Annotated in this window: 20 protein-coding genes; 6 read left to right on the forward strand and 14 right to left on the reverse strand. The window is 76.0% G+C overall.

The features are described 5' to 3' along the window. Window positions 1-59 precede the first annotated feature (59 nt). From hemC to BMZ50_RS00840, 5 genes are all read right to left on the reverse strand, one after another. Window positions 60-1,007, reverse strand: a complete 948-nt coding sequence (gene hemC / locus BMZ50_RS00820) for a hydroxymethylbilane synthase (protein WP_091319888.1) — start codon at window positions 1,005-1,007, stop codon at window positions 60-62. Beyond that, window positions 1,004-2,368 carry a glutamyl-tRNA reductase gene (locus BMZ50_RS00825; RefSeq protein ID WP_091319890.1) on the reverse strand — a complete coding sequence of 455 codons (1,365 nt, stop codon included), beginning with the start codon at window positions 2,366-2,368 and terminating at the stop codon, window positions 1,004-1,006. The genes hemC and BMZ50_RS00825 overlap by 4 nt, the downstream gene beginning before the upstream one ends. Further along, on the reverse strand, window positions 2,365-3,030 hold the full coding sequence (locus BMZ50_RS00830) for a redox-sensing transcriptional repressor Rex (protein WP_091319892.1): 666 nt from the start codon (window positions 3,028-3,030) through the stop codon (window positions 2,365-2,367). Before BMZ50_RS00830 ends, BMZ50_RS00825 begins: the two co-directional genes overlap by 4 nt. Before the next feature lie 235 nt (window positions 3,031-3,265). Continuing rightward, window positions 3,266-3,517, reverse strand: a complete 252-nt coding sequence (locus BMZ50_RS00835) for a glutaredoxin family protein (RefSeq protein WP_091319894.1) — start codon at window positions 3,515-3,517, stop codon at window positions 3,266-3,268. Further along, a complete protein-coding gene (locus tag BMZ50_RS00840; RefSeq protein WP_091319897.1) occupies window positions 3,510-5,066 on the reverse strand; it encodes an AMP-binding protein in 1,557 nt (518 codons plus the stop codon). The genes BMZ50_RS00835 and BMZ50_RS00840 overlap by 8 nt, the downstream gene beginning before the upstream one ends. 230 nt (window positions 5,067-5,296) lie before the next feature. Here BMZ50_RS00840 and BMZ50_RS00845 point away from each other — a divergent pair, with 230 nt between their 5' ends. From BMZ50_RS00845 to BMZ50_RS00855, 3 genes are all read left to right on the forward strand, one after another. Further along, window positions 5,297-6,064, forward strand: coding sequence for a sigma-70 family RNA polymerase sigma factor (locus BMZ50_RS00845; protein ID WP_245753214.1), 768 nt, complete (start codon window positions 5,297-5,299; stop codon window positions 6,062-6,064). Between the two features lie 133 nt (window positions 6,065-6,197). After that, window positions 6,198-7,367 (forward strand): DUF5667 domain-containing protein, encoded by a 1,170-nt coding sequence (locus BMZ50_RS00850; protein ID WP_091319904.1) that lies wholly within the window; start codon window positions 6,198-6,200, stop codon window positions 7,365-7,367. Window positions 7,368-7,475: 108 nt separating this feature from the next. Further along, window positions 7,476-8,390 (forward strand): HAD family hydrolase, encoded by a 915-nt coding sequence (locus tag BMZ50_RS00855; RefSeq protein WP_091319907.1) that lies wholly within the window; start codon window positions 7,476-7,478, stop codon window positions 8,388-8,390. 69 nt (window positions 8,391-8,459) lie between these two features. On the opposite strand, the gene BMZ50_RS00860 is transcribed toward BMZ50_RS00855, so the two are convergent. The 6 genes from BMZ50_RS00860 to BMZ50_RS00885 all read right to left on the reverse strand — a co-directional run bounded on the left by BMZ50_RS00860 (window position 8,460) and on the right by BMZ50_RS00885 (window position 13,007). Beyond that, on the reverse strand, window positions 8,460-9,368 hold the full coding sequence (locus BMZ50_RS00860) for a lysophospholipid acyltransferase family protein (protein ID WP_091319910.1): 909 nt from the start codon (window positions 9,366-9,368) through the stop codon (window positions 8,460-8,462). Further along, complete coding sequence (locus tag BMZ50_RS00865) at window positions 9,361-10,467, reverse strand: NAD-dependent epimerase/dehydratase family protein (RefSeq protein WP_091319913.1); 1,107 nt, start codon at window positions 10,465-10,467, stop codon at window positions 9,361-9,363. The genes BMZ50_RS00860 and BMZ50_RS00865 overlap by 8 nt, the downstream gene beginning before the upstream one ends. A gap of 10 nt (window positions 10,468-10,477) precedes the next feature. Then, the gene (locus BMZ50_RS00870) at window positions 10,478-10,576 is read right to left on the reverse strand and encodes a 30S ribosomal protein bS22 (protein WP_012854759.1); all 99 of its coding nucleotides are present in this window, start codon (window positions 10,574-10,576) and stop codon (window positions 10,478-10,480) included. 213 nt (window positions 10,577-10,789) lie between these two features. Then, window positions 10,790-11,137, reverse strand: a complete 348-nt coding sequence (locus tag BMZ50_RS24625; protein ID WP_245753216.1) for a helix-turn-helix domain-containing protein — start codon at window positions 11,135-11,137, stop codon at window positions 10,790-10,792. A 251-nt stretch (window positions 11,138-11,388) separates the two neighbouring features. After that, window positions 11,389-12,267, reverse strand: a complete 879-nt coding sequence (proC, locus tag BMZ50_RS00880) for a pyrroline-5-carboxylate reductase (RefSeq protein ID WP_245753218.1) — start codon at window positions 12,265-12,267, stop codon at window positions 11,389-11,391. After that, window positions 12,264-13,007, reverse strand: a complete 744-nt coding sequence (locus BMZ50_RS00885) for a hypothetical protein (protein ID WP_091319915.1) — start codon at window positions 13,005-13,007, stop codon at window positions 12,264-12,266. Before BMZ50_RS00885 ends, proC begins: the two co-directional genes overlap by 4 nt. 76 nt (window positions 13,008-13,083) lie before the next feature. Here BMZ50_RS00885 and BMZ50_RS00890 point away from each other — a divergent pair, with 76 nt between their 5' ends. After that, a complete protein-coding gene (locus BMZ50_RS00890) occupies window positions 13,084-13,644 on the forward strand; it encodes a type 1 glutamine amidotransferase domain-containing protein (RefSeq protein ID WP_091319920.1) in 561 nt (186 codons plus the stop codon). Window positions 13,645-13,650: 6 nt separating this feature from the next. Here BMZ50_RS00890 and BMZ50_RS00895 read toward each other — a convergent pair whose 3' ends face one another. Together BMZ50_RS00895 and BMZ50_RS00900 are read right to left on the reverse strand one after the other, a co-directional pair. Further along, entirely contained in the window at window positions 13,651-14,430 is a 780-nt protein-coding gene (locus tag BMZ50_RS00895; RefSeq protein ID WP_091319921.1) for a DUF5336 domain-containing protein, read from the reverse strand. Next, window positions 14,427-15,374: a Ppx/GppA family phosphatase gene (locus tag BMZ50_RS00900; protein WP_091319922.1), complete on the reverse strand. Its 948-nt coding sequence runs from the start codon at window positions 15,372-15,374 to the stop codon at window positions 14,427-14,429. Before BMZ50_RS00900 ends, BMZ50_RS00895 begins: the two co-directional genes overlap by 4 nt. 77 nt (window positions 15,375-15,451) lie before the next feature. On the opposite strand from BMZ50_RS00900, the gene BMZ50_RS00905 reads away from it, so the two are divergent. Then, on the forward strand, window positions 15,452-16,309 hold the full coding sequence (locus BMZ50_RS00905; RefSeq protein ID WP_091319923.1) for a DUF3109 family protein: 858 nt from the start codon (window positions 15,452-15,454) through the stop codon (window positions 16,307-16,309). A 60-nt stretch (window positions 16,310-16,369) separates the two neighbouring features. Beyond that, window positions 16,370-18,514 (forward strand): bifunctional MFS transporter/dTMP kinase, encoded by a 2,145-nt coding sequence (locus BMZ50_RS00910; RefSeq protein ID WP_091319926.1) that lies wholly within the window; start codon window positions 16,370-16,372, stop codon window positions 18,512-18,514. A gap of 12 nt (window positions 18,515-18,526) precedes the next feature. Here the strand turns inward: BMZ50_RS00910 and BMZ50_RS00915 are convergent, their stop codons facing one another. Beyond that, complete coding sequence (locus BMZ50_RS00915) at window positions 18,527-19,513, reverse strand: helix-turn-helix domain-containing protein (protein ID WP_091319929.1); 987 nt, start codon at window positions 19,511-19,513, stop codon at window positions 18,527-18,529. Window positions 19,514-19,560: the final 47 nt, after the last annotated feature.

The raw sequence follows: 19,560 nt of genomic DNA on the forward strand, positions 1-19,560 counted from the left end.
GGGCTCGTGTGCGGGGGTTCGAGGGGCCGGGGCGGACTGCCCGGCTTGGAGGGAGGAGGTCATCGGGATGCGGCCATCAGCTCGGCCGCGCCGCGATCGAGCAGCTCGGCGGCCAGCGCGCGCCCCAGTCGCTCGGCGTCCTCGGGCGGGCCGGTGAGCGAGCCGCGGACCCCGTCGCTGCCGTCGAGGGCGGTGACGGAGGCGCGGAGGAACAGCTCCGCCCCGTCCTCGCCCTCGGCCAGCTCGGCGTAGGCGGCCACCGGCGCGCTGCAGCCGGCCTCGAGCGTGGCCAGGGTGGTCCGCTCGGCGAGCACGCAGGCCCGGCTGGCGGCGTCGTCCAGCGCGGCGAGCAGCTCCCGGGTGCGGGCGTCGTCGGTGCGGCACTCGACGGCGAGTGCGCCCTGGGCCGGGGCCGGCAGCACCTGCAACGGGTCCAGGGTCTCGGTCACCGCGGCGAGCCGGCCCAGCCGGGAGAGCCCGGCCCGGGCCAGCACCACCGCGTCGAGGTCGCCCGGCGCCACCCGCCCCATGCGGGTGTCGACGTTGCCCCGGATCGGCACGACCTCCAGGCCGAGGCCGAGGGCGCGCAGCTGCGCCACCCGCCGGGGGGCGCCGGTGCCCACCTTCGCGCCCGGCGGGAGCTCGCCGAGGGTGAGCCCGTCGCGGGCGACGAGCGCGTCGCGCGGGTCCGCCCGCCGCGGGACGGCGGCCACGGTGAGCCCCGGCTCGGGCTGGGTCGGCAGGTCCTTGTAGCTGTGGACGGCGACGTCGACGGTGCCCTCGAGCAGCGCCTGGCGCAGCGCGGCGACGAAGACGCCGGTCCCGCCCAGCTGCGCGATGGGGGCCGCCGAGCGGTCACCCTCGGTGCTGATGTGCACCAGCTCCACGGGGACGCCGCTGGCCGCGGTGATCGCGTCGGCCACCGTCTGCGACTGGGTGTGCGCGAGCTGGCTGGCCCGGGTGCCCAGGCGCAGGGTCGCGGTGCTCGTGCTCGTGCTCCAGCTCATGCGCCACCTCCCGGGCGCAGCTCCTCGGGGTCGACGGTGACGGCCTCGGCGAGGTTGGTCCGCTCCGGGGCGACCTCCGCGTCGATGCCCAGGCCGAACAGGGCTCGCAGCGCGTCGGCGTAGTCCACCCCGCCCGGGGTGCTGGCCAGCTCCTTGACCCGCACGGTGGGCTCGTGCAGCAGCTTGTCGACGACGCGGTGCACCGTCCGGGCCACCTCGAGGCGGGCCTTGGCGTCCAGATCGGGCAGCCGGGTGGAGAGCCGCAGCAGCTCGGCGTCGACCACCCCGGCCGCCTGGCTCCGCAGCGCGGAGACCGTGGGGGCGACGGCGGCGGCCTGCCGCTCGGCGCGCAGCAGCGCGGTCTCGGCCTCGATGAGGGTGTGCGCCGCGGCGATGTCGTCGATGGCCACGCCGCCGGCGACCGGGTGCTCGCCGGCGGCCGAGCGCTCGCCCTGCAGGAGGGCCAGATCGACCACGTGCACACCGGGCAACCCGGCCACCCCCGGGGCGACGTCGCGCGGCAGCGCCAGGTCGATGACGACCAGCGGCCGGTCCGGCCGGCCGGTCATCGCCTCGGTGACCGTCTCGGTGCCGACGACCAGCCCGCGCGCCCCGGTGCAGGTGACCAGCACGTCCGCGGCGGCGAGCTCGTCGGGCAGCCGGGACAGCGCGGCCGCGCGGCCCTCGACGGCGGTGGCCAGCCGCTCGGCGTGCGCCGGCGTGCGGCTGCTCACCGTCACCGCGGCACCGCGGCGGGCCAGCGTCGTGGCGGCCAGCGCGCCCATCGACCCGGCGCCGACGACGAGCACCGAGCGCCCCGGGAGCGGGCCGATCCGGTCCTCGGCGCGGTCGAGCGAGACCGAGACGAGCGAGGCGCCGGCCCGGTCGATGCCGGTCTCGGTGTGCACCCGCTTGCCCACGCGCAGCGCCCGCTGGGCCACCGGGTGCAGCGCCCGGCCGACCGTGCCCTGCTCGCGGGCCATGGCGTAGGCGTTGCGCAGCTGGCCGAGGACCTGGGTCTCCCCCACGACCATGGAGTCCAGGCCGGCGGCCACGGTGAACAGGTGCGTGACGGCCTGGTCCTCGTAGTGGACGGTCACGTAGGGCGAGAGCTCCTCGACCGTCGCGCCGGCCTGGCGGGCCAGCACGCGGCTGACCTCGGCGACGCCGCCGTGGAACCGGTCGACCTCGGCGAAGACCTCCACCCGGTTGCAGGTGGCCAGCACGATCGCCTCGCTGACGTGGTCGGTCCCGACCAGCTCGTGCAGCGCCTTGATCGTGTCGTCGGCCCCCATGGCGAACTGCTCGAGCAGGGCCACGGGCGCGGTCTGGTGGCTGACGCCCACCGCGAGCAGACTCACGCAAGCACCTCCACGGTCGGGGCGGCGACGCCGCGCTGCTGCCCGAGGAACGCCAGGACCTGCAGCTCCACGGAGAGATCCACCTGGCGCACGTCGACCCCTGCGGGCGCGGACAGCGCCAGCGGTGCGAAGTTCAAGATGCTCCTCACCCCGGCCGCGGCCAGCCGGTCGCACACCGACTGCGCGACCTCGGCCGGTGTCGCGATGACCCCGATGGTCGCCGCGGTCCCGGCCACCACCTCGTCGAGCTCCTCGATCGGCCGGACGGGCTGCCCGCCGATGCGCTGGCCGACGCGGGCCGGCGCGGCGTCGAACAGCCCGACGAAGCGGAACCCGCGGCTGCCGAAGCCGGCGTAGTCGGCCAGGGCGGTGCCGAGGTTGCCGATCCCGACCAGCACGCAGGCGCGGGAGCGCTCGACGCCGAGCACCCGGGCGATCCGGTCGCGGAGAGTGGCCACCTCGTAGCCGACACCGCGGACCCCGCAGGGCCCCAGGTGGGAGAGGTCCTTGCGCAGCCCGGCCGGGTTGACGCCGGCGGCCGAGGCGAGCTCGCCGGAAGAGACGGAGCTGCGACCGCCGTCGGCCAGGCCGGTGAGCACCCGGAGGTACACGGCCAGGCGGGCGACGGTGGCCTCCGGGATCCGGGGCCGCGGCTGGTTCACGGGCCTACTCCACAGCGGTCGCGCCCGTACGTCCGGCGGGTGCCGGCGGCGGTGGTCGACATCGGGAACCCGGGCGGGATGCCGCCCGGTGTCAGCCACGGTAGCCGCTTGTGAACGCAGGAACAAAGTCGCTGGGGAGCCTGAGGCTCTCAACCCAGCGCGGAGGCGGCCTGCTGTGGTGGAGACCATACCTGGCGTCCCCTGGAACGACCCGGTCGGGTGACCCGGCCTGGCCTCAGGGGAGGCCGAGGTCGCGGCGCAGCCGCGGCACGTCGACGGTGAAGTAGGAATGCTCCCGCCCGTCGAGGAGGACGACCGGCACGCGGTCACCGAACTCCGCCTGCAGGTCCGGGTCGGCGTCCACGTCGACCGGCACGGGGGTCAGCCCGGCCTGGGCGGCGATCGGCCCGAGCACGGCGGCGGCCTCCTCGCAGAGGTGGCAGCCCTGCCGGGTGATCAGCTGCAGCCGGGCCGCGGGCTCACTCATCGCCGCCTCCGTCGGTGGGCACGGGCCCGGGGATCGCGTCCTCCGCACGGCTGAGGCCGAGCTCCCGCAGCCGGGCGTGGCTGACCTTCCCGGTCAGCGAGTGCGGCAGGGCGGCCAGGACGTGCATCGACGTCGGCACCTTGTACCGGGCCAGGGACGCCGCCGCGTGCGCGCGCAGCTCCTCGAAGGTCGCCCGCAGTCCCGGACGGAGCGCCACCACCGCGCGCACCGCCGAGCCGGTGCGCGCGTCGGGCACGCCGATCACCGCGCTCTCGGCGACCGCGGGGTGGGTGTCGAGCACCCGCTCCACCTCCGCCGGGTAGACGTTGAAGCCGCTGACCAGGACGAGGTCGCTGCGCCGGTCGACCAGGTGCAGATCGCCGTCCTCGTCGGCGTAGGCCAGGTCACCGGTGGCCAGCCAGCCGTCGGCGTCCGGGGCGTCGGCGCCGTCGGGCCAGTAGCCGGAGAACAGGTTGGCCCCGCGCACCCAGATCTCCCCCGGGCCGTCGTCGGCGGCCACCGGCTCGTTCTCACCGGCCGCCGAGTGCACGGCGGTGTCGCGCAGCTGCAGCTCGACGCCGGGGATCGGGCCGCCGACGCAGCCGGGCTTGGCCCGGCCGGTGGCCAGGGTGCTGGCCACCACCGGGCTCGCCTCGGTGAGCCCGTACCCCTCCCACACGGTGACCCCCGCGCGCTCGCGCATCGCCGTCCAGACCTCCGGGGGCAGCGGCGCCGCGCCCGAGGAGGCCAGCCGGACGGCGGCGAAGGCCCCGCGCAGCTGCGCGTCGGAGCCGGCGGCGTCGGCCGCGGCCAGCCACGCCTGGTACATCGGGGGAGCCCCCGGGACGGCGGTCACCTGCTCCTCGGCCATCACCGCCAGGGACCCCTGCGGGTCGAAGCCGTCCACGAGCACCGCGCAGGCACCGGTCGCCGCGACCAGGCCGAACCCGGTGTTGAGCCCGTAGACGTGGAACAGCGGGAGCGCGATCAGCACCCGGTCGTCGGGGCGGACCGGCGGCGGGTCCATCGCCAGGCACTGCGCCTGGTTGGCGCGCAGCGCCGCGGTGGTGAGCATCGCGCCGCGCGGGCGGCCGGTGGTGCCGCTGGTGTAGGCGAGGAAGGCCAGGGCGTCGGGCCTCTCGGCGCGCGTGGGTGGCTCCCCGTCGCCGGACGGCGGGCCGACCGACACCGGCACCCCTGCCACCGGCGGCCGGTCGGCGCCGGCGACCAGCAGCGTCGCACCGGAATCGCGCAGCACGAAGTCGAGCTCGGTGTCGGTGTAGGCGGTGTTCACCGGGACGACGACCAGCCCTGCCCGCAGCGCGCCGAGGACGGCGCCCAGCCAGTCCACCCCGTTGGGCAGCTGCACCGCCACCCGCTCCCCCGGCTCGAGGCCGGCGGCGACGTAGCCCGCCGCCGCCCGGTCGACCTCCGCGTCCAGCTCGGCCCAGCTCAGCCGCCGTCCGCCCGTGACCACGGCCGGCGCGTCGGGCCGGTCCCGGGCAGCCGCCCGGACGAGCGTGGACAGCGACGGGCCGACCTCGGACACGGGCACCTCCTCCGTTGCAGCGCGAACGGCCCGGTCCATCGGGCATGCGCAGCGGGCGACCGCCGCGGGCTGGGCGGTTGGCGTGGACGGGCTGCGACGATGTTGTCACCATGGGCGCAGCCCCGCAGCATCGCGCTCGGTCACCAGCCGGGTGCGCAGGGACAGCGCCGGTCGCGGCGTGCCGCGGGCAGACAAGGAGGTCGGACGCCCGCATGCGACAGTCGCGCCCCGTGGACGAGCGGCCGCCCGCCGCCGTCCCCGCCGGGTCCGACGGGCGCCGACCCCGGCCCGTGCCGCGGCCCCGCCCCACCCCGCACCCGCGGCCGGCCACCGAGCAGGTCCCGGCCCCCGAGCCCGCCCCCGAGCCGGCCGCCCCGGTGGACGCCGGCGCCGAGGAGGAGGTCGGGGTCGCCGAGGAGCTGGCCGCGCTGGAGGACGCCGTCCCCCCGCCGCCGGTGGACGTGTGGGCGCTGGTCCGCCAGGCCCAGGCGGGCGACGCCGAGGCGTTCGGCCGGCTGTACGACCACTACGTGACCGTCGTCTACCGGTACGTCTACCACCGGGTCGGCGACCGGGCGCAGGCGGAGGACTTCACCAGCGAGACCTTCGTCCGGGCGCTGCGCCGGATCGACTCGCTGTCCTTCCAGGGCCGCGACGTCGGCGCCTGGCTGGTCACCATCGCCCGCAACATCATCCGCGACCACGTGAAGAGCAGCCGGTTCCGGCTCGAGGTCACCACGGCCGACATGCGCGACGCCGACCGCGCCACCGACGGCCCCGAGGACGCCGTGGTCGCGAGGCTGACCAACGAGCAGCTGCTGTCCTGCATCCGCCAGCTGGGCAGCGAGCAGCAGGAGTGCATCTCGCTGCGGTTCCTGCAGGGGCTCTCGGTGTCGGAGACGGCTGCCGTCATGGGCAAGAAGGACGGCGCCATCAAGGCGCTCCAGCACCGCGCCGTCCGGCGGCTGGCCGCGCTGCTGCCGGAGGGCCTGCGATGAAGGCCACTGTTGTTACCCGCCGGTACCCCGTAACGGGGGCGTCGGACCCGTCGTTTCCGGGGTGGTTGCGCCGCATCGGACGGCGCGGCCACCCTGCCGGCGACCCCGTCGCCCGACCGACCGGAGGCATCAGGTGAGCACGGACGACGGCGCCGCGCCCGCGGGCACCCGCCGCGCCGCCGTGGCTGACCGCGAGGACGCGGTGGTGGCGCGCCTGCAGGCGCTCGCCGCCGACCTCGACGACCGGCCGGACCCGGCGTTCCGGTCGGCGACCCGGGACCGCCTGGTGGCGATGGCTGCCGTCCGCACGCCCGAGCCCGCGCGGCGGTCGCCGCTGCGGCGGCTGCTGGCGGCCCGGGCCGACGGCGGGCCCGCACCCGCGTGGCGCATCCGGCTGACGGCCGGCCTGGCCGGGGCCGCGCTGACCGTCACGGCGCTGGGCACCCTGGTCGCCCTGGCCACCGGCGCCGGTCCGGGCGACGTCCTCTACGGGCTCAAGCGGGGGACCGAGCAGACCCAGCTGGCGCTGGCCGGCGACGACCGCGGCCTGACGCTCCTGCAGTTCGCCGCCACCCGGCTCGACGAGCTGGCGGCGCTCCCGGCCGACGGCCCCGCCGACGTGGCCGTCGGCGTGCTGGACGCCATGGACGCGCAGACCACCGAGGGCGTCGCGCTGCTGACCACCGAGGCCGTGCGCGCGGCGGACGTCGCGCACGTCGACGAACTGGCCGGCTGGGCTGCCGGGCAGAGCTCCGAGCTGGCCGAGGTCCGGCCCGGCGTGCCCGCGGGGGCCGACGCCGCCGCGCAGGAGTCGGCCGATCTGCTGGCCGCGGTCACCGCGCGCGCCGCGGAGCTGCGCACCGCCCTGGACTGCCCGGCCGGCCCGGCGACCGAGGGCATCGACCGGCTCGGGCCGATGCCGGCCGCCTGCGTCGCGGAGACGCCGGAGGCCCCGCCACGCCCGGCCGGTGCGCCACCCTCCGGGGCGGGCGAGCTGTTCACCACGGCCGCCCCCCCGCCGGCGGGTGCCGCCTCGACCCCGCCGTCCGCCCCCGCGCCGGAGACGCCACCCGGCGGGGGCGGGACCGGCACCTCGGGCGCCGCGCCGACCCCCGATGCCGGCCGGCCGGCCGGCCCACCGTCGACCGCGCCGGCGCCCGCCGTCCCGCTGCCCGGGGGCGGCGGCCTGCCGCTGCCCCCGCTGCCCCTGCCGACGGAGCCTCCGGCTCCCCCGCCGACCCCGACCCCGCCACCGCCGATCGACACCCGCCTGCCGATCTGCCTCCTGCCGCTGATCTGCTGAGCCCCCGACCGCGTCCGCCCGGCGGCGCCACTAGGGTCACAGGCAGCTGCTGCCGCCCCATCCGTTCCACCGACCGCCCGGCGCCGGCCGGGTCTGGAGGAGGTCGTCGTGCCGCGACTGCCGCTCCGCGGCCGCCGGGGACAGCTCCCTGCGGACCTGCCGGACGAGGAGACGCGGGCGCACGTCGCCGGCGCCGCCTCGGCCGCCGCGGCCGAGGTCGAGCCCGCGCCGGCCGTCGTTCCCGACCGCACCGCGGCCGCGTTCTTCGACGTCGACAACACGATGATGATGGGCGCGTCGCTGTTCTGGTTCGCCCGCGGGCTGGCCGCCCGTGACTACTTCCGCGCCCGCGACCTGGCGCTGTTCGTCTGGCAGCAGGCCAAGTTCCGGATCGCCGGCAACGAGAGCACCGACGACATGCACACCATCCGGGAGAACGCCCTGGCCTTCGTCGCCGGGCGGCCGGTCGACGAGATCGTGGCGGTCAGCGAGGAGATCTACGACGAGCTAATGGCCGACCGGATCTGGGCCGGCACCCGGGTGCTCGCCCAGCAGCACCTGGACGCCGGGCAGCGGGTCTGGCTGGTCACCGCCACCCCCGTCGAGCTGGCCACGATCATCGCCCGCCGGCTCGGCCTCACCGGCGCCCTGGGCACCGTCGCCGAGGTGGTCGACGGGCAGTACACCGGGCGGCTGGTCGGTGAGCTCATGCACGGTGAGGCCAAGGCGGAGGCGGTGCGGGCCCTGGCCGAGCGCGAGGAGCTGGATCTGTCCCGGTGCACCGCCTACAGCGACAGCTCCAACGACCTGCCGATGCTCACCCTCACCGGTACCGCCGTCGCGGTGAACCCCGACACCGAGCTGCGCGCGGTCGCCCGGTCCCGCGGGTGGGAGATCAAGGACTTCCGCACCGGGCGCAAGGCCGCCAAGATCGGCGTCCCCACGGTGGCCGCCGCGGCGCTCTCCGGGGGCGTGGTGGGCGGCGCGCTGGCCCTCCGCCGCCGCAACCGCTGGCCGTGGTGACGTGCTGGAACGGCCCTCGTCAGGGGCCCGCGCCGAGCGAGCGAGGCGTGGGGGGATGAGGGTCCTTCGTCAGCCCCAGACGGAGCTGCGCTGCAGCAGGAGCCGGTAGATCGACTGCTGGATCGTCTCGCGCACCTGGTCGGTCAGGTTGAACACGAGCATCGGGTCCTCGGCGGCGGCCGGGCCGTAGGAGGCCGTCTCGATCGGCTCGCCGAACGCGATCAGCCACTTCGACGGCAGCGGGACCAGGCCCAGCGGACCCAGCGCGGGAAAGGTGGGCGTGAGGGGGAAGTACGGCAGGCCGAAGAGCCGGGCGAGGGTCTTGGCGTTGCCGATCATCGGGTAGATCTCCTCGGCGCCGACGATGGCGCACGGGATGATCGGCGCCCCGGTGCGCAGCGCCGCCGTGACGAAACCACCCCGGCCGAACCGCTGCAGGGTGTAGCGGTCGCGGAACGGCTTGCCGATCCCCTTGAACCCCTCGGGGAAGACGCCGACCAGCTCACCCTCGGTCAGCAGGCGCTCGGCGTCCTCGTTGCACGCCAGCGTCGAGCCCATCTTGCGCGACAGCGACCCGATGAGCGGCAGGTCGAAGACCAGGTCGGCGCCGAGCAGCCGCAGCCGCCGCCGCGCCGGGTGGTCGTCGTGCAGCGCCACCGTCGTCATGAGCGCGTCGACCGGCAGGGTGCCCGAGTGGTTGGCCACCACCAGCGCACCCCCGGTGTCGGGGACGTTCTCCACCCCGTGGGTCTCCACCCGGAACCAGCGCGAGTACAGCGGGCGCAGCAGCGGCAGCAGGACGTGGTCGGTGAGGTCGGGGTCGAACCCGAACTCGTCGGTCTCGTACTCCCCGGTCAGCCGGCGGGCGAGGAAGTCCAGGCCGCCGGCGACCTGCTCCTCCCAGCTCCCCGTCGACGGCGGTGGGACGTGCGGTTCGTCGTCGTCGGGCCGCAGCGGGATGACGCGGGCCTCAGGCATCGCGCACCGCCTGCAGGTTCGGGGTGGCGGGGGCCGGCCGCAGCTGGCCGCCGAGGGAGTCCACCGTGGCGCCCACCCGCTCGACACCCCCCTGCACCCGCGCGGTGGCCCGGCGGACGAGGTCCGGGGGGATCACCGGCGGCACGGTGGCGGCGTAGTCGGCCAGCGCCTCCGCGGTCGTGTAGCGGGGGGTGTAGCCGAACTCCTCGCGCAGCACCCGGGTGTCCACGACGCGGCCGAAGTTGAGGAACCGCATCTGCTCCGGGGAGTAGTCCACCCAGCCGAACCGGCGGGTGAGCCGCCCGATCGAGCCCAGCGTCGGCGCGGGCAGCGGCAGCTGCAGCCGGCCGAGACGGCGGATGACCTGGGACAGGAGCAGGGTGCCCTCCCCGCCGACGTTGACGGTGCCGGCGAAGTCACCGGTGGTGGCGCGGGTCAGCACCGCGAGCGCATCGTCCTCGTGCAGGAGCTGCACCCGCGCGTCGTAGCCCAGCGCCGTGGGCACCAGGGGCATCCGCAGGAAGGTGGTCAGCAGCGAGTCGATCCGCGGGCCGATGAAGTTGGTGAAGCGGAGAGCCGCCACGCCGACGTCCGGGCGGCGGCGGGCGAAGGACCGCACGTAGCCCTCGATGTCGACGCTGTCCTTGGCGAAGCCGCCCGAGGGGACCCGGCGGGCCTGCATGGTCTCGGTGAAGACGGCGGGGTCGCGCGAGGAGGCGCCATAGACGGCGCTGGAGGACTTCAGCACGAACCGGCGCACCGAGGGCGCCCGCTGGCAGGCCGCGAGGAGCTGCATCGTCCCGATGACGTTGAGCTCCTTCATCGGCCCTCGCCCACCGGAACCGGCGGGCGTGGAGCTGATGTTCATGTGCACGACCGTGTCGACCGCGGCCGTGGTGATGACCTTGCCGATCAGCGGGTTGCGGATGTCGGCCCGCACGAACTCGGTGCGGCCGAGCCGGCCGAGCAACTCCGGCGACGGGGGGACGGTGTCCACCCCGATGACCCGCTCGATGGCCGGGTCGTGGGCGAGCTCGGCCGCCAGCGCCCCGCCGAGCCACCGGCTCACGCCGGTGACCAGCACGACCGCGGGCGGCACGAGCGTCAGCTCACTTCTTGTTGCGCCGCTGGACGCGAGTCTTCTTCAGCAGCTTGCGGTGCTTCTTCTTCGCCATCCGCTTGCGGCGCTTCTTGATGACCGAACCCATGCCCTGTGCTCCCGATGTCTCGCCGCGCGGCGTCCACCGCTGACCGGGAGGTCAGGCCGGGCGCCGCGCAAGGTGTTCAGCTCGCGTGCGACGGCCCGGACCGGATCGGCCTTTGCGTCGCTCGGCGACCGAGCGTACCCGGCGCCTCCACGGCCACGCTGCCGCGGGAAGGGGACCGGTGAACGAGTCTCCCCCGACGGGGGAGGGATGAACTCAGGCGATGTCGGTGTAGGCGTCGCGCAGGTAGTCCTGCACGGCGCGCTCGGGCACCCGGAAGGAGCGGCCGACGCGGACGGCGGAGAGCTCGCCGGCGTGCACGAGGCGGTACACGGTCATCTTCGAGACGCGCATCATGCTGGCCACCTCGGCCACGGTCAGGAAGGTGACCGCCGCGCGGGGCGCGGGGACCGTCGGGCGGCCGACGGGCATGGCGGCCGGGTGGGCCGGAGCGACGGGGCGGGCCATGGTGGCGGCCGAGACGGGCCGGCCGACCGGTCGAGGACCGGGCACGCCCGGCCGGGCGTAGGCGGTGGCAGTGGCGGTGCGCTGAGGCATGGTCATGACTTCATCTCCGGACCTAGCACGTGTCGGGCGCCGGCTTCCCCACCGACTACGGGACACGCACGTGCTGATACAGAGCGTAGGGGGACGGGCGTGACAGAAGCGATGGAAGAAACGAACAGGCGGACCGGTCCGTCCTGGGCAGAACTACACCTATGTAGGCAGGTCGATTTGTGTCCCGGCGCGTCGAGGACGACATGTTCGGGTCCGGTCACGGATCGTCGATATGTCGGCGCCTTCCCGCGGTATGTTCAGCGGTCCTTCGCGTCCCGCCCCAGCTCCACCGAACGGGCGTGCGCCGCCTCGATCGCGGCGATGAGTGCCGCCCGGACACCGTGCCGCTCCAGCTCGCGGATGGCGGCGATCGTCGTCCCCCCGGGACTGGTCACCGCCTCCCGGAGCTGCACCGGGTGCTCGCCGGAGTCGCGCAGCATCACGGCGGAGCCGAGGGCGGTCTGCACGATGAGGTCCGCGGCGAGCGCGCGCGGCAGCCCCAGCAGGATCCCGGCGTCGATCATCGCCTCGACCAGGTAGAAGAAGTACGCCGGCCCGCTGCCCGACAGCGCGGTGACGGCGTCCTGCTGCGCCTCCGGCACCCGGCGGACCCGGCCGACGGCGGCCAACAGCGCCTCGGCCTCGTCCAGGTGCGCCTCGTCGGCGTGCGCCCCGGCCGAGAGCACGCTCATCCCCTCGTCGACCAGCGCCGGGGTGTTCGGCATGACCCGGACCACCGGCACGCCGTCGGGCAGCGCCGCCTCGATCGTGCCGGTCGGCACGCCGGCGGCCACGGAGACGACCAGATGACCGGGGTCCACCCGCCCGGCCAGCAGCCCGAGCAGCGTGCCGATGTCCTGCGGCTTGACCGCCAGCAGCAGCACGCGGCAGCGCGCGGCCGCCTCCGCCAGGTCGAGGACCGGCACGCCGTAGCGCGCCGACAGTTCGGCCGCCCGCTCGGGACTGCGCTCGCAGACGACGATGCCGTCGGGCCCGCCGCGGCGGACCAGCCCGGAGAGCAGGGCCTCCCCGATCTTGCCGCCGCCGATGATGGCCAGCCCCTGCCGGCCGGCAGCCGCCGTGCTCTCCTCGCCGGCACCCGGCTGCGGCGCCGTCGCACTCCCCTGCGCGCTCACGACCGGCCCGCCAGCCGGCGCAGGACCGCCGCGGCGGCACCCTCGCCCGAGGGCAGCGCGACCCGCACCCCGTACCCGCCGGCGACCAGCCGGCGCTGCTCGTCGGTGCGGACTCTCCACGGCATGACGTACTCCCAGGTGTCGGGTGCTCGCTCGTTCCAGGCGGCGCGCTCGCCGGCGATGGCGACCAGCCGCGGGTCGGTGGTGCCGATACCGGGGCGCCCGCCTCCGGCCATCAGCACGTTCAGGCAGCGCACGAAGGCCAGGTCGGCGGCCGCGCCGCGGCCGCCGGTCAGCCGCACGGGACCCTCGGCCAGGGCCCGGCAGTCCTCCTCGGCGCCCGGCCGGTCCGCCGGCACCACCACCCCCGCGCCGGGCAGCCGCGCGGCCAGCGGCCGTACCAGCTCACCGGCTCCGGCCAACGCCACCCCCAGCCCCGCCTCCCGGGCGGCGCCGGCGAGCGCGACGGCAGCGGGCACGCCGAGCCGCTCCACCGGCACGGTCAGCTCGCACCGGGCGGACAGCCCGGCGGCGGACACGCGGCCGACCAGGTCGCGCAGCTCGGCAGCGGGATCGGCGGCGCCGGCGGCCGGCACGTGCTCGAGGGCCACCGCGCGCCCGGAGGCGGTGAGCTCGCCGGCCACCCGGACGGCGTCGTCGACCCGCGGACCGGCTCCGGCGAGCGCCGCGAGGGGACGGCCGAGGAGACGGCGCACCGGGACGGAGGGTTGCGCGCGCACGAGGCGAACCGTAGTGCCGGCGCCGCCGGGGGGTTGCAGGGTGTGCCGCCCGCGGGGGCGGGGTAGCCGCGGCCGCATGGCTGGAGAACTGAACGGGATGAAGGTGGCCGTCCTCGCGACCGACGGGGTCGAGCAGGTGGAGCTCGACCGGCCGTGGCAGGTGCTGGAGGAGGCCGGCGCGGAGCCGGAGCTGGTCTCGCTGGAGTCCGGGTCGATCACCGCCTACGACCACATCGACCCGGCGGACCGGAAGAAGGTCGACGCCGTCGTGAGCGAGGCCGACCCCGACGAGTACGCGGCACTGGTCCTCCCCGGCGGCGTCATCAACGGCGACTTCATCCGGGCCGACGCCGACGCGGTGGCCTTCGTGACGGCCTTCTTCGAGGCCGGCAAGCCCGTTGCCGCGATCTGCCACGCCCCGTGGGTGCTCGCGGAGGCCGGCGTCGCCCGGGGCCGGCGCATGACGTCGTGGCCCTCGCTGCAGACCGACCTGCGCAACGCCGGTGCCGAGTGGGTCGACGAGGAGGTCGTCGTCGACGGCACCCTGCTCACCAGCCGCAGGCCCGACGACCTGGACGCGTTCGGCGTCGCGATGGTCGAGCTGTTCGCCGCCGGGCCGGAGGAGGCGGCCGGGTGAGCGGCCTCAGCCGCTGCTGGTGATCAACCCGGCGGCCGGGGCGATGCTGAGCAGGGTGCCCGCGAACACCAGGACTGCGACCAGCCGGACGGTGACCGGTTCGCGGTCGTGCCGCTGCCGCCACGCCCCGACCCCGGCCACCAGCCCCGCCACGGCCAGCGGCGCGAGAACGACGGCCGCGTAGGGCAGGAGGTCCCAGAGGACGGTGAAGAGGAAGTAGATGCCGACGCCGGCGCCGAGGGCCACGACCAGCTCGCCGCCGAAGCGCAGCCAGGCGAGGGCGCCCTCCTTGGGGGCGAGCGTCTCCTCCTCGAGCAGCGGCGCGTCGTCGTCCCGGTTGACGGGGATGGGGCCGGTGCCGTCGGCGGTCGCCGCCGCCGGGCCGCTCGGGCCGGCCGTGGGCACGCCCGGCTTGCGGGAGGGGCGCAGCCCCGGGATCGCCGCCGTCGACGGCTCGACCGGCCCGCGGCGCCGCTTCGCCGCCGCCGCGGCGGAAGGCGGGGCGTCCCCGGCCCGGTCGGAGGCCCGCCGGCCGAACGTGGGCCGCTCGCCCATCCGGCCGGTGTCGCTGCCCCGGTCGGTGTCGCTCACCCGTCCGGTCTCGGCCTCGCGGTCCCCGCCGGAGCCCCGCTGCCGGACACCGGTGTCGCCGGTGTCGTCCCAGCGCCGGCGCCGGCCGCGCGTCGGCGACTCGACGCCGGCCTCGCGCAGGATGTCGGCCAGCGGCCGCCCGCCGGTCTCCGGATCCCGTCGGGTGGTGTCGCGGTCCTTGGCCGAGCTGGTCATTCCTGTTCCCCCAACGTGTCCAGCCGACGGAGGATGACGCCCTCCCGCAGTGCCCACGGGCAGATCCGGACGGACGGTACGTCGAGCGCCCGCATGGCCGCGCGCGCCACGACGGCGCCGGCCGGAACCTGGTGGGCGCGGTCCGGCGACACGCCCCGCAACTCGGCCAGAGCGCCGGACTCGATGCGGGAGACGAAGCCGATCAGCTGGCCCAGCCCGTCGAGGGTCAGCTCCCGGGGCACCCGCAGCCCGGCGGAGTACGGCGCCGCCCCGGTCAGGCGGGCCAGCGTGCGGAAGGTCTTGCTGGTGGCCGCGACGAGGTCCGGCGGGCCGTCGGCCAGGAGCTTCTTGGCGGCCGGGCGCAGCAGGTCGGCGGCGTACGCGTCCAGCTCGTCGAGCGCGGCGAGGTCCGGCCGCCCTCCCCGGTGAGCCGCGGGGAGGTAGCGGCGGGTCATCCGCCCGGCCCCCAGCGGCAGCGACAGGGCGACGTCGGGGTCCTCGTCGAACCCGCTGGCCAGCTCCAGCGAGCCCCCGCCGATGTCGAGGACCAGCAGCCGGCCGGCGCTCCAGCCGTACCACCGCCGGACGGCGAGGAAGGTCAGCCGGGCCTCCTCCTCGCCGCTGGTCACCTGCAGGTCGACCCCGGTCTGCGCCCGGACCCGCTCGAGCACCTCCAGGCCGTTGTCGGCCTCACGGATGGCGGAGGTGACCATCGCCACCACCTCGTCGCAGCGGTGCGCCGCGGCCTGCTCGCAGGCGCTGCGCACGGCCTTCACCAGGGCCTTCTCCCCCTCCTTCGACAGCAGGTTGTCCGGGCCGACGTGCTCGGCCAGGCGCAGCACCTCACGGTCGTCGTGCATGGGCGTGGGGTGGGCACCCCGGTGGGCGTCGACGACCAGGAGGTGCACGGTGTTCGAGCCGACGTCCAGCACCCCGAGTCGCATGCCGCCAGTCTGCCCGGCCCCCTCGCGACCGGTCGCGGGGGTGCCCGGAGCCCTGGAGCGGTGCCTACGCTGGTCCGGTGGAGGACGTCCCGCCCGAGGTGCCGCTGGACTTCGCGCGCGAGTGGGTGGAGTTCCCCGACCCGGCCGACCCCCGGCACATCGTCCGCGCCGACCTGACCTGGCTGGCCTCGGCCTGGACCTGCATCTTCGGCCGCGGATGCGCCGGCGTGGTGGCCGGCCGGCCGGACGACGGCTGCTGCAGCCACGGCGCCTTCTTCGCCGACGAGGACGACCTCGCGCGGGTCACCTCGGCGGTGGCCGACCTCGCCGATGAGGACTGGCAGCTGGCACCGGTCGGTCGCCGCGCCTGGACGGAGCAGGACCGGGCCGAGGAGGGGCAGGCCGCCGAGGAGGGCGTCCGGTCGTTGCGCACCCGCGTCGTCGACGGCGCCTGCGTGTTCCTCAACCGGCCGGGCTTCCCCGGCGGCGCCGGGTGCGCCCTGCACCGCATGGCCCTGCGCGAGGGCCTGCACCCGCTGGTGACCAAGCCCGACGTGTGCTGGCAGCTGCCGATGCGGCGGGAGCAGGAGGAGGTCGAGCGGCCCGACGGCACGAAGGTGCGGGTCTCGACCATCGGCGAGTTCGACCGCCGCGGCTGGGGCGCCGGTGGCCACGACCTGCACTGGTGGTGCACCGGGTCTCCGGCCGCGCACGTCGCCGCCGAGCCGCTGGTCCTCACCTACGCCGCGGAGCTCACCACGCTCCTCGGCGCACCGGCCTACGAGGAGCTGCGCCGGCTGACCGAGGCCCGGCTGGACCACGGGCTGGTCGCGCCTCACCCGGCCAGCCCGGCGCCGGTGCCGGTGCCGGTGCCGGTCGTCCTGCACCGCCGCCGGCCCGGAGCGGGTCCCCCGTTCGAGGTGCGACCGCACTGAGGGCGCCCCCTGCGGCACTACCCTTCCCCGGAACGGACCGATGACCGGACGGCGGGGACTGTGAACGAGGGACGCGCGACCGCTCGGGCCGGGGCCGGAGCCCCGGGGGCCGACGCCCGTCCCGACAACGCCTTCGTCGCGCTCGTCCGCATTCCCGCGTTCCGCCGGTTGTGGGCGGCGATCACGGTGTCCAGCCTCGGCGACTGGCTGGGCCTGCTGGCCACCACCGCGATGGCCCAGCAGCTCACCCGGGACCAGTCGGTGGCGGTGCAGGGCGCCGCCATCTCCGGCGTGATCCTGACCCGCCTGCTGCCCGACCTGCTGCTCGCCCCGCTGGCCGGTGCGCTCGCCGACCGGCTGGACCGGCGGACCACCGCGATCATCGGCGACCTGCTCGCGCTCACGCTCTACCTGTCGATCGCGTTCACCTACGAGCTGACCTGGCTCTACATCGCCCAGTTCCTCGTCGAGGCGGTCGGGCTGTTCACCAACCCGGCCAAGCAGGCGATGCAGGTCGCGATCGTGCCGCGCGAACGGCTGGCGGTCGCCAACCAGGTCATGCTCTTCTCGATCTACGGGGCGGTCCCGATCGCCGCCGTCCTGTTCGCCCTGCTGTCCACCGCGAGCCGGATCTTCCCGGACGGCGGCGACGCGGGCAGCGATGCGCAGGCGGCGATCGTCGTGGCCCTGGTGTTCAACGCGGCCACCTTCGGGGTGACCGCGCTGACGATCCTGCTCTCCCGCCCGCTCATCCCGGGCACCGCGCCGGACCGCGACGAGCAGCGCAACGTCTTCTCCCTGGTCGCCGAGGGCGTCTCCTTCCTGCGCGAACGGCCCCTCATGCGGGCGCTGTACGTCGGCGTCCTCGGGGCCTTCGGCGCGGGCGGGCTGACCATCGGTGTCGCCCAGCTCTACGTGGCCACCCTGGACGCCGGTGCCGCCGGGTACGGGATCATCTTCGGCACCGTCTTCACCGGCCTGGCGCTGGGCATGCTGATCGGCCCGCGGATCCTGCCCACCGTGCCGCGGCGCACCGTCTTCGCCCGCGCGATCGGCCTGGCCGGCCTGGCGCTGATGAGCATGTCGCTGCTGCGGGAGTTCGTGCTGGCCGCCGGCGCCGCCTTCCTCGTCGGCCTGTTCGCCGGGGTCGCCTGGATCATCGGCTACACGCTGATCGGGTTCGAGGTCGAGGACCGGCTGCGCGGGCGGGTCTTCTCCTTCGTCGTCTCCTCGGTGCGGATCGTGCTGCTGCTGGCGGTCGCCGTCGGGCCCGGCCTGGCCGGCCTGCTCGGCACGCACGACGTGCAGTTCGGGGATCTGGAGCTGACCGTCACCGGTCCCGGGCTGACCCTGCTGATGGGCAGCGCGCTCGCGCTGCTGGTGAGCGTCTACGCCACCCGGCAGGTGGCGGCCTCCGGCCGCTCCCGCACCCGGTTCCGCGACCTGCTGCGGCTGCTGTGGGGCAGCTCCGACCTGCTGTCGGCCTCGGCCAGCGGCGTCGGGCTGTTCATCGTCGTCGAGGGCGCCGACCGGGAGCTCACCCGCCGCTACACCGCCGATCTCGCCGCGGTGCTGCGCGACTCCGGGTGCCCGGTCCTGGTCACCTCCGAGCCCAGCGACACCCGGCTGGGCCGGGATGTGCGCGGCCTGCTCTACCCCCCGCCGCCCGGCTCCGGGATCGGCGGCCCGACGCCCGGCGCCGACGACGGCCGCCCGGTGGGCCCCTACACCGCGGCCCTGCTGGCCGCCGCCGACCGGGCCCAGCACGTCGCCTCGGTGATCCGCCCGGCGCTGGAGCAGCGCCAGGTGGTGGTGAACTCCCACTACGTGGACACCTCGATCGCCTTCCACGGGGCCGGTCAGGGACTGGACGCCGACCGGATCTTCCGCACGTCCCTGTGGGCGACCCGCGGGCTGCTGCCCGACCTGACCGTGGTCGTGGACTCCCCGGTCACCGCCGCGCCGCACGGCGTCGACGGCGACGCGGTGCGCAAGGCATTCCTCGCCCAGGCCGAGGCGGCACCGGATCGGTACGTCGTCGTCCCCGGGGAGCTGCTGGACCCCACCGGGGACGCCGGGCTGGTCTCGCCCGTCGTGCGCCGGCGGCTCACCAGCCTGCTCGCGCTGCGCTACCCGGCCGCCGCAGAGGGCCCCGCCGGCGCCGCGCAGCCGCCGGTCGCCGCCACGCCCGGCGCGGGCGACTGAGCGCGGGGCGCCTCAGGCAGCCCGGTCCCCCGATGCGGCGCGGAAGGTCTGCCGGTAGGCCCGCGGCGAGACGCCGCGACGGCGGGTGAACTGCTCGCGCAGGCCGGCGGCGGTGGCGAAGCCGACCAGCCGGGCGATCTCCTCGACCGGCGCGTCGCTGTTCTCCAGCAGCGCCTCCGCGGCCGCCAGCCGCTGGCCGAGCAGCCAGGCGTGCGGCGTCGTCCCGGTGGTGGCCTTGAACCGGCGGGCGAAGCTGCGGGGGCTCATCAGCGCCCGGCGAGCCAGGGTGTCCACGCTGATCTCCTCGGCCAGGTGGGCGACCGCCCAGTCCAGGACCGCGCCCAGCCGGTCGTCCTCGCATGCGGCGACCGGCGTGTCGATGAACTGCGCCTGCCCACCGTCCCGGTGCGGCGGCACGACCATCTCGCGGGCCAGCGCGTTGGCCGCGGCCGCGCCCCACTCCCGGCGGACGACGTGCAGCAGCGTGTCCACGCCCGCCGCGGTGCCCGCCCCGGTGATCAGCCGGCCGTTGTCGACGTAGAGGACCGTGGGGTCCACGTGCACGGCGGGGTACCGGGCGGCCAGCTCCCCGGCGTACTTCCAGTGCGTCGTGGCGCGCAGGCCGTCGAGCAGGCCGGCCTCGGCGAGCACGAAGGCACCCGTGCACTGGCTGATCATGAGCGCCCCGCGCGCGTGCGCCTCACGGAACGCGTCGAGCAGCGGGGGCGAGGGGACGCGGGTGAACAGCTCCCAGGCGGTGATCGTGACGATGTCGGAGGCGGCCAGCCGGTCGAGGCCGTGCTCGACCGTGACCGGGATGCCGGTGTCGGTGCGGACGACGCCCGGCCGCTCGGTGACCAGGCCGAAGTCGAACCGCGGCAACCCCATGGCACGCCGGTCGTAGCCGAAGACCTCCACCGCGACGCCGAGGCCGAAGCTGCCCACCAGGCCGTCGGCGACGAGGGTGCTGACGACGAGCGGACGGGACGTTCCTGCCATGCCGACATGATGGCAGGAACGCCGCGATAGTGGTCGGTCCTGCCACT

This window comes from Geodermatophilus ruber (assembly GCF_900114385.1).
GTDB lineage: Bacteria > Actinomycetota > Actinomycetes > Mycobacteriales > Geodermatophilaceae > Geodermatophilus > Geodermatophilus ruber.

What these genes read in the sequence shown, in the direction of transcription:
- BMZ50_RS00900 (WP_091319922.1), bottom strand. Translation starts at nt 15,374, where the DNA reads ATGCGACTCGGGGTGCTGGACGTCGGCTCGAACACCGTGCACCTCCTG.
- BMZ50_RS24625 (WP_245753216.1), bottom strand. Translation starts at nt 11,137, where the DNA reads ATGACCATGCCTCAGCGCACCGCCACTGCCACCGCCTACGCCCGGCCG.
- BMZ50_RS00870 (WP_012854759.1), bottom strand. Translation starts at nt 10,576, where the DNA reads ATGGGTTCGGTCATCAAGAAGCGCCGCAAGCGGATGGCGAAGAAGAAG.
- BMZ50_RS00890 (WP_091319920.1), top strand. Translation starts at nt 13,084, where the DNA reads ATGGCTGGAGAACTGAACGGGATGAAGGTGGCCGTCCTCGCGACCGAC.
- BMZ50_RS00835 (WP_091319894.1), bottom strand. Translation starts at nt 3,517, where the DNA reads ATGAGTGAGCCCGCGGCCCGGCTGCAGCTGATCACCCGGCAGGGCTGC.
- BMZ50_RS00860 (WP_091319910.1), bottom strand. Translation starts at nt 9,368, where the DNA reads ATGCCTGAGGCCCGCGTCATCCCGCTGCGGCCCGACGACGACGAACCG.
- hemC (WP_091319888.1), bottom strand. Translation starts at nt 1,007, where the DNA reads ATGAGCTGGAGCACGAGCACGAGCACCGCGACCCTGCGCCTGGGCACC.
- BMZ50_RS00895 (WP_091319921.1), bottom strand. Translation starts at nt 14,430, where the DNA reads ATGACCAGCTCGGCCAAGGACCGCGACACCACCCGACGGGATCCGGAG.
- BMZ50_RS00915 (WP_091319929.1), bottom strand. Translation starts at nt 19,513, where the DNA reads ATGGCAGGAACGTCCCGTCCGCTCGTCGTCAGCACCCTCGTCGCCGAC.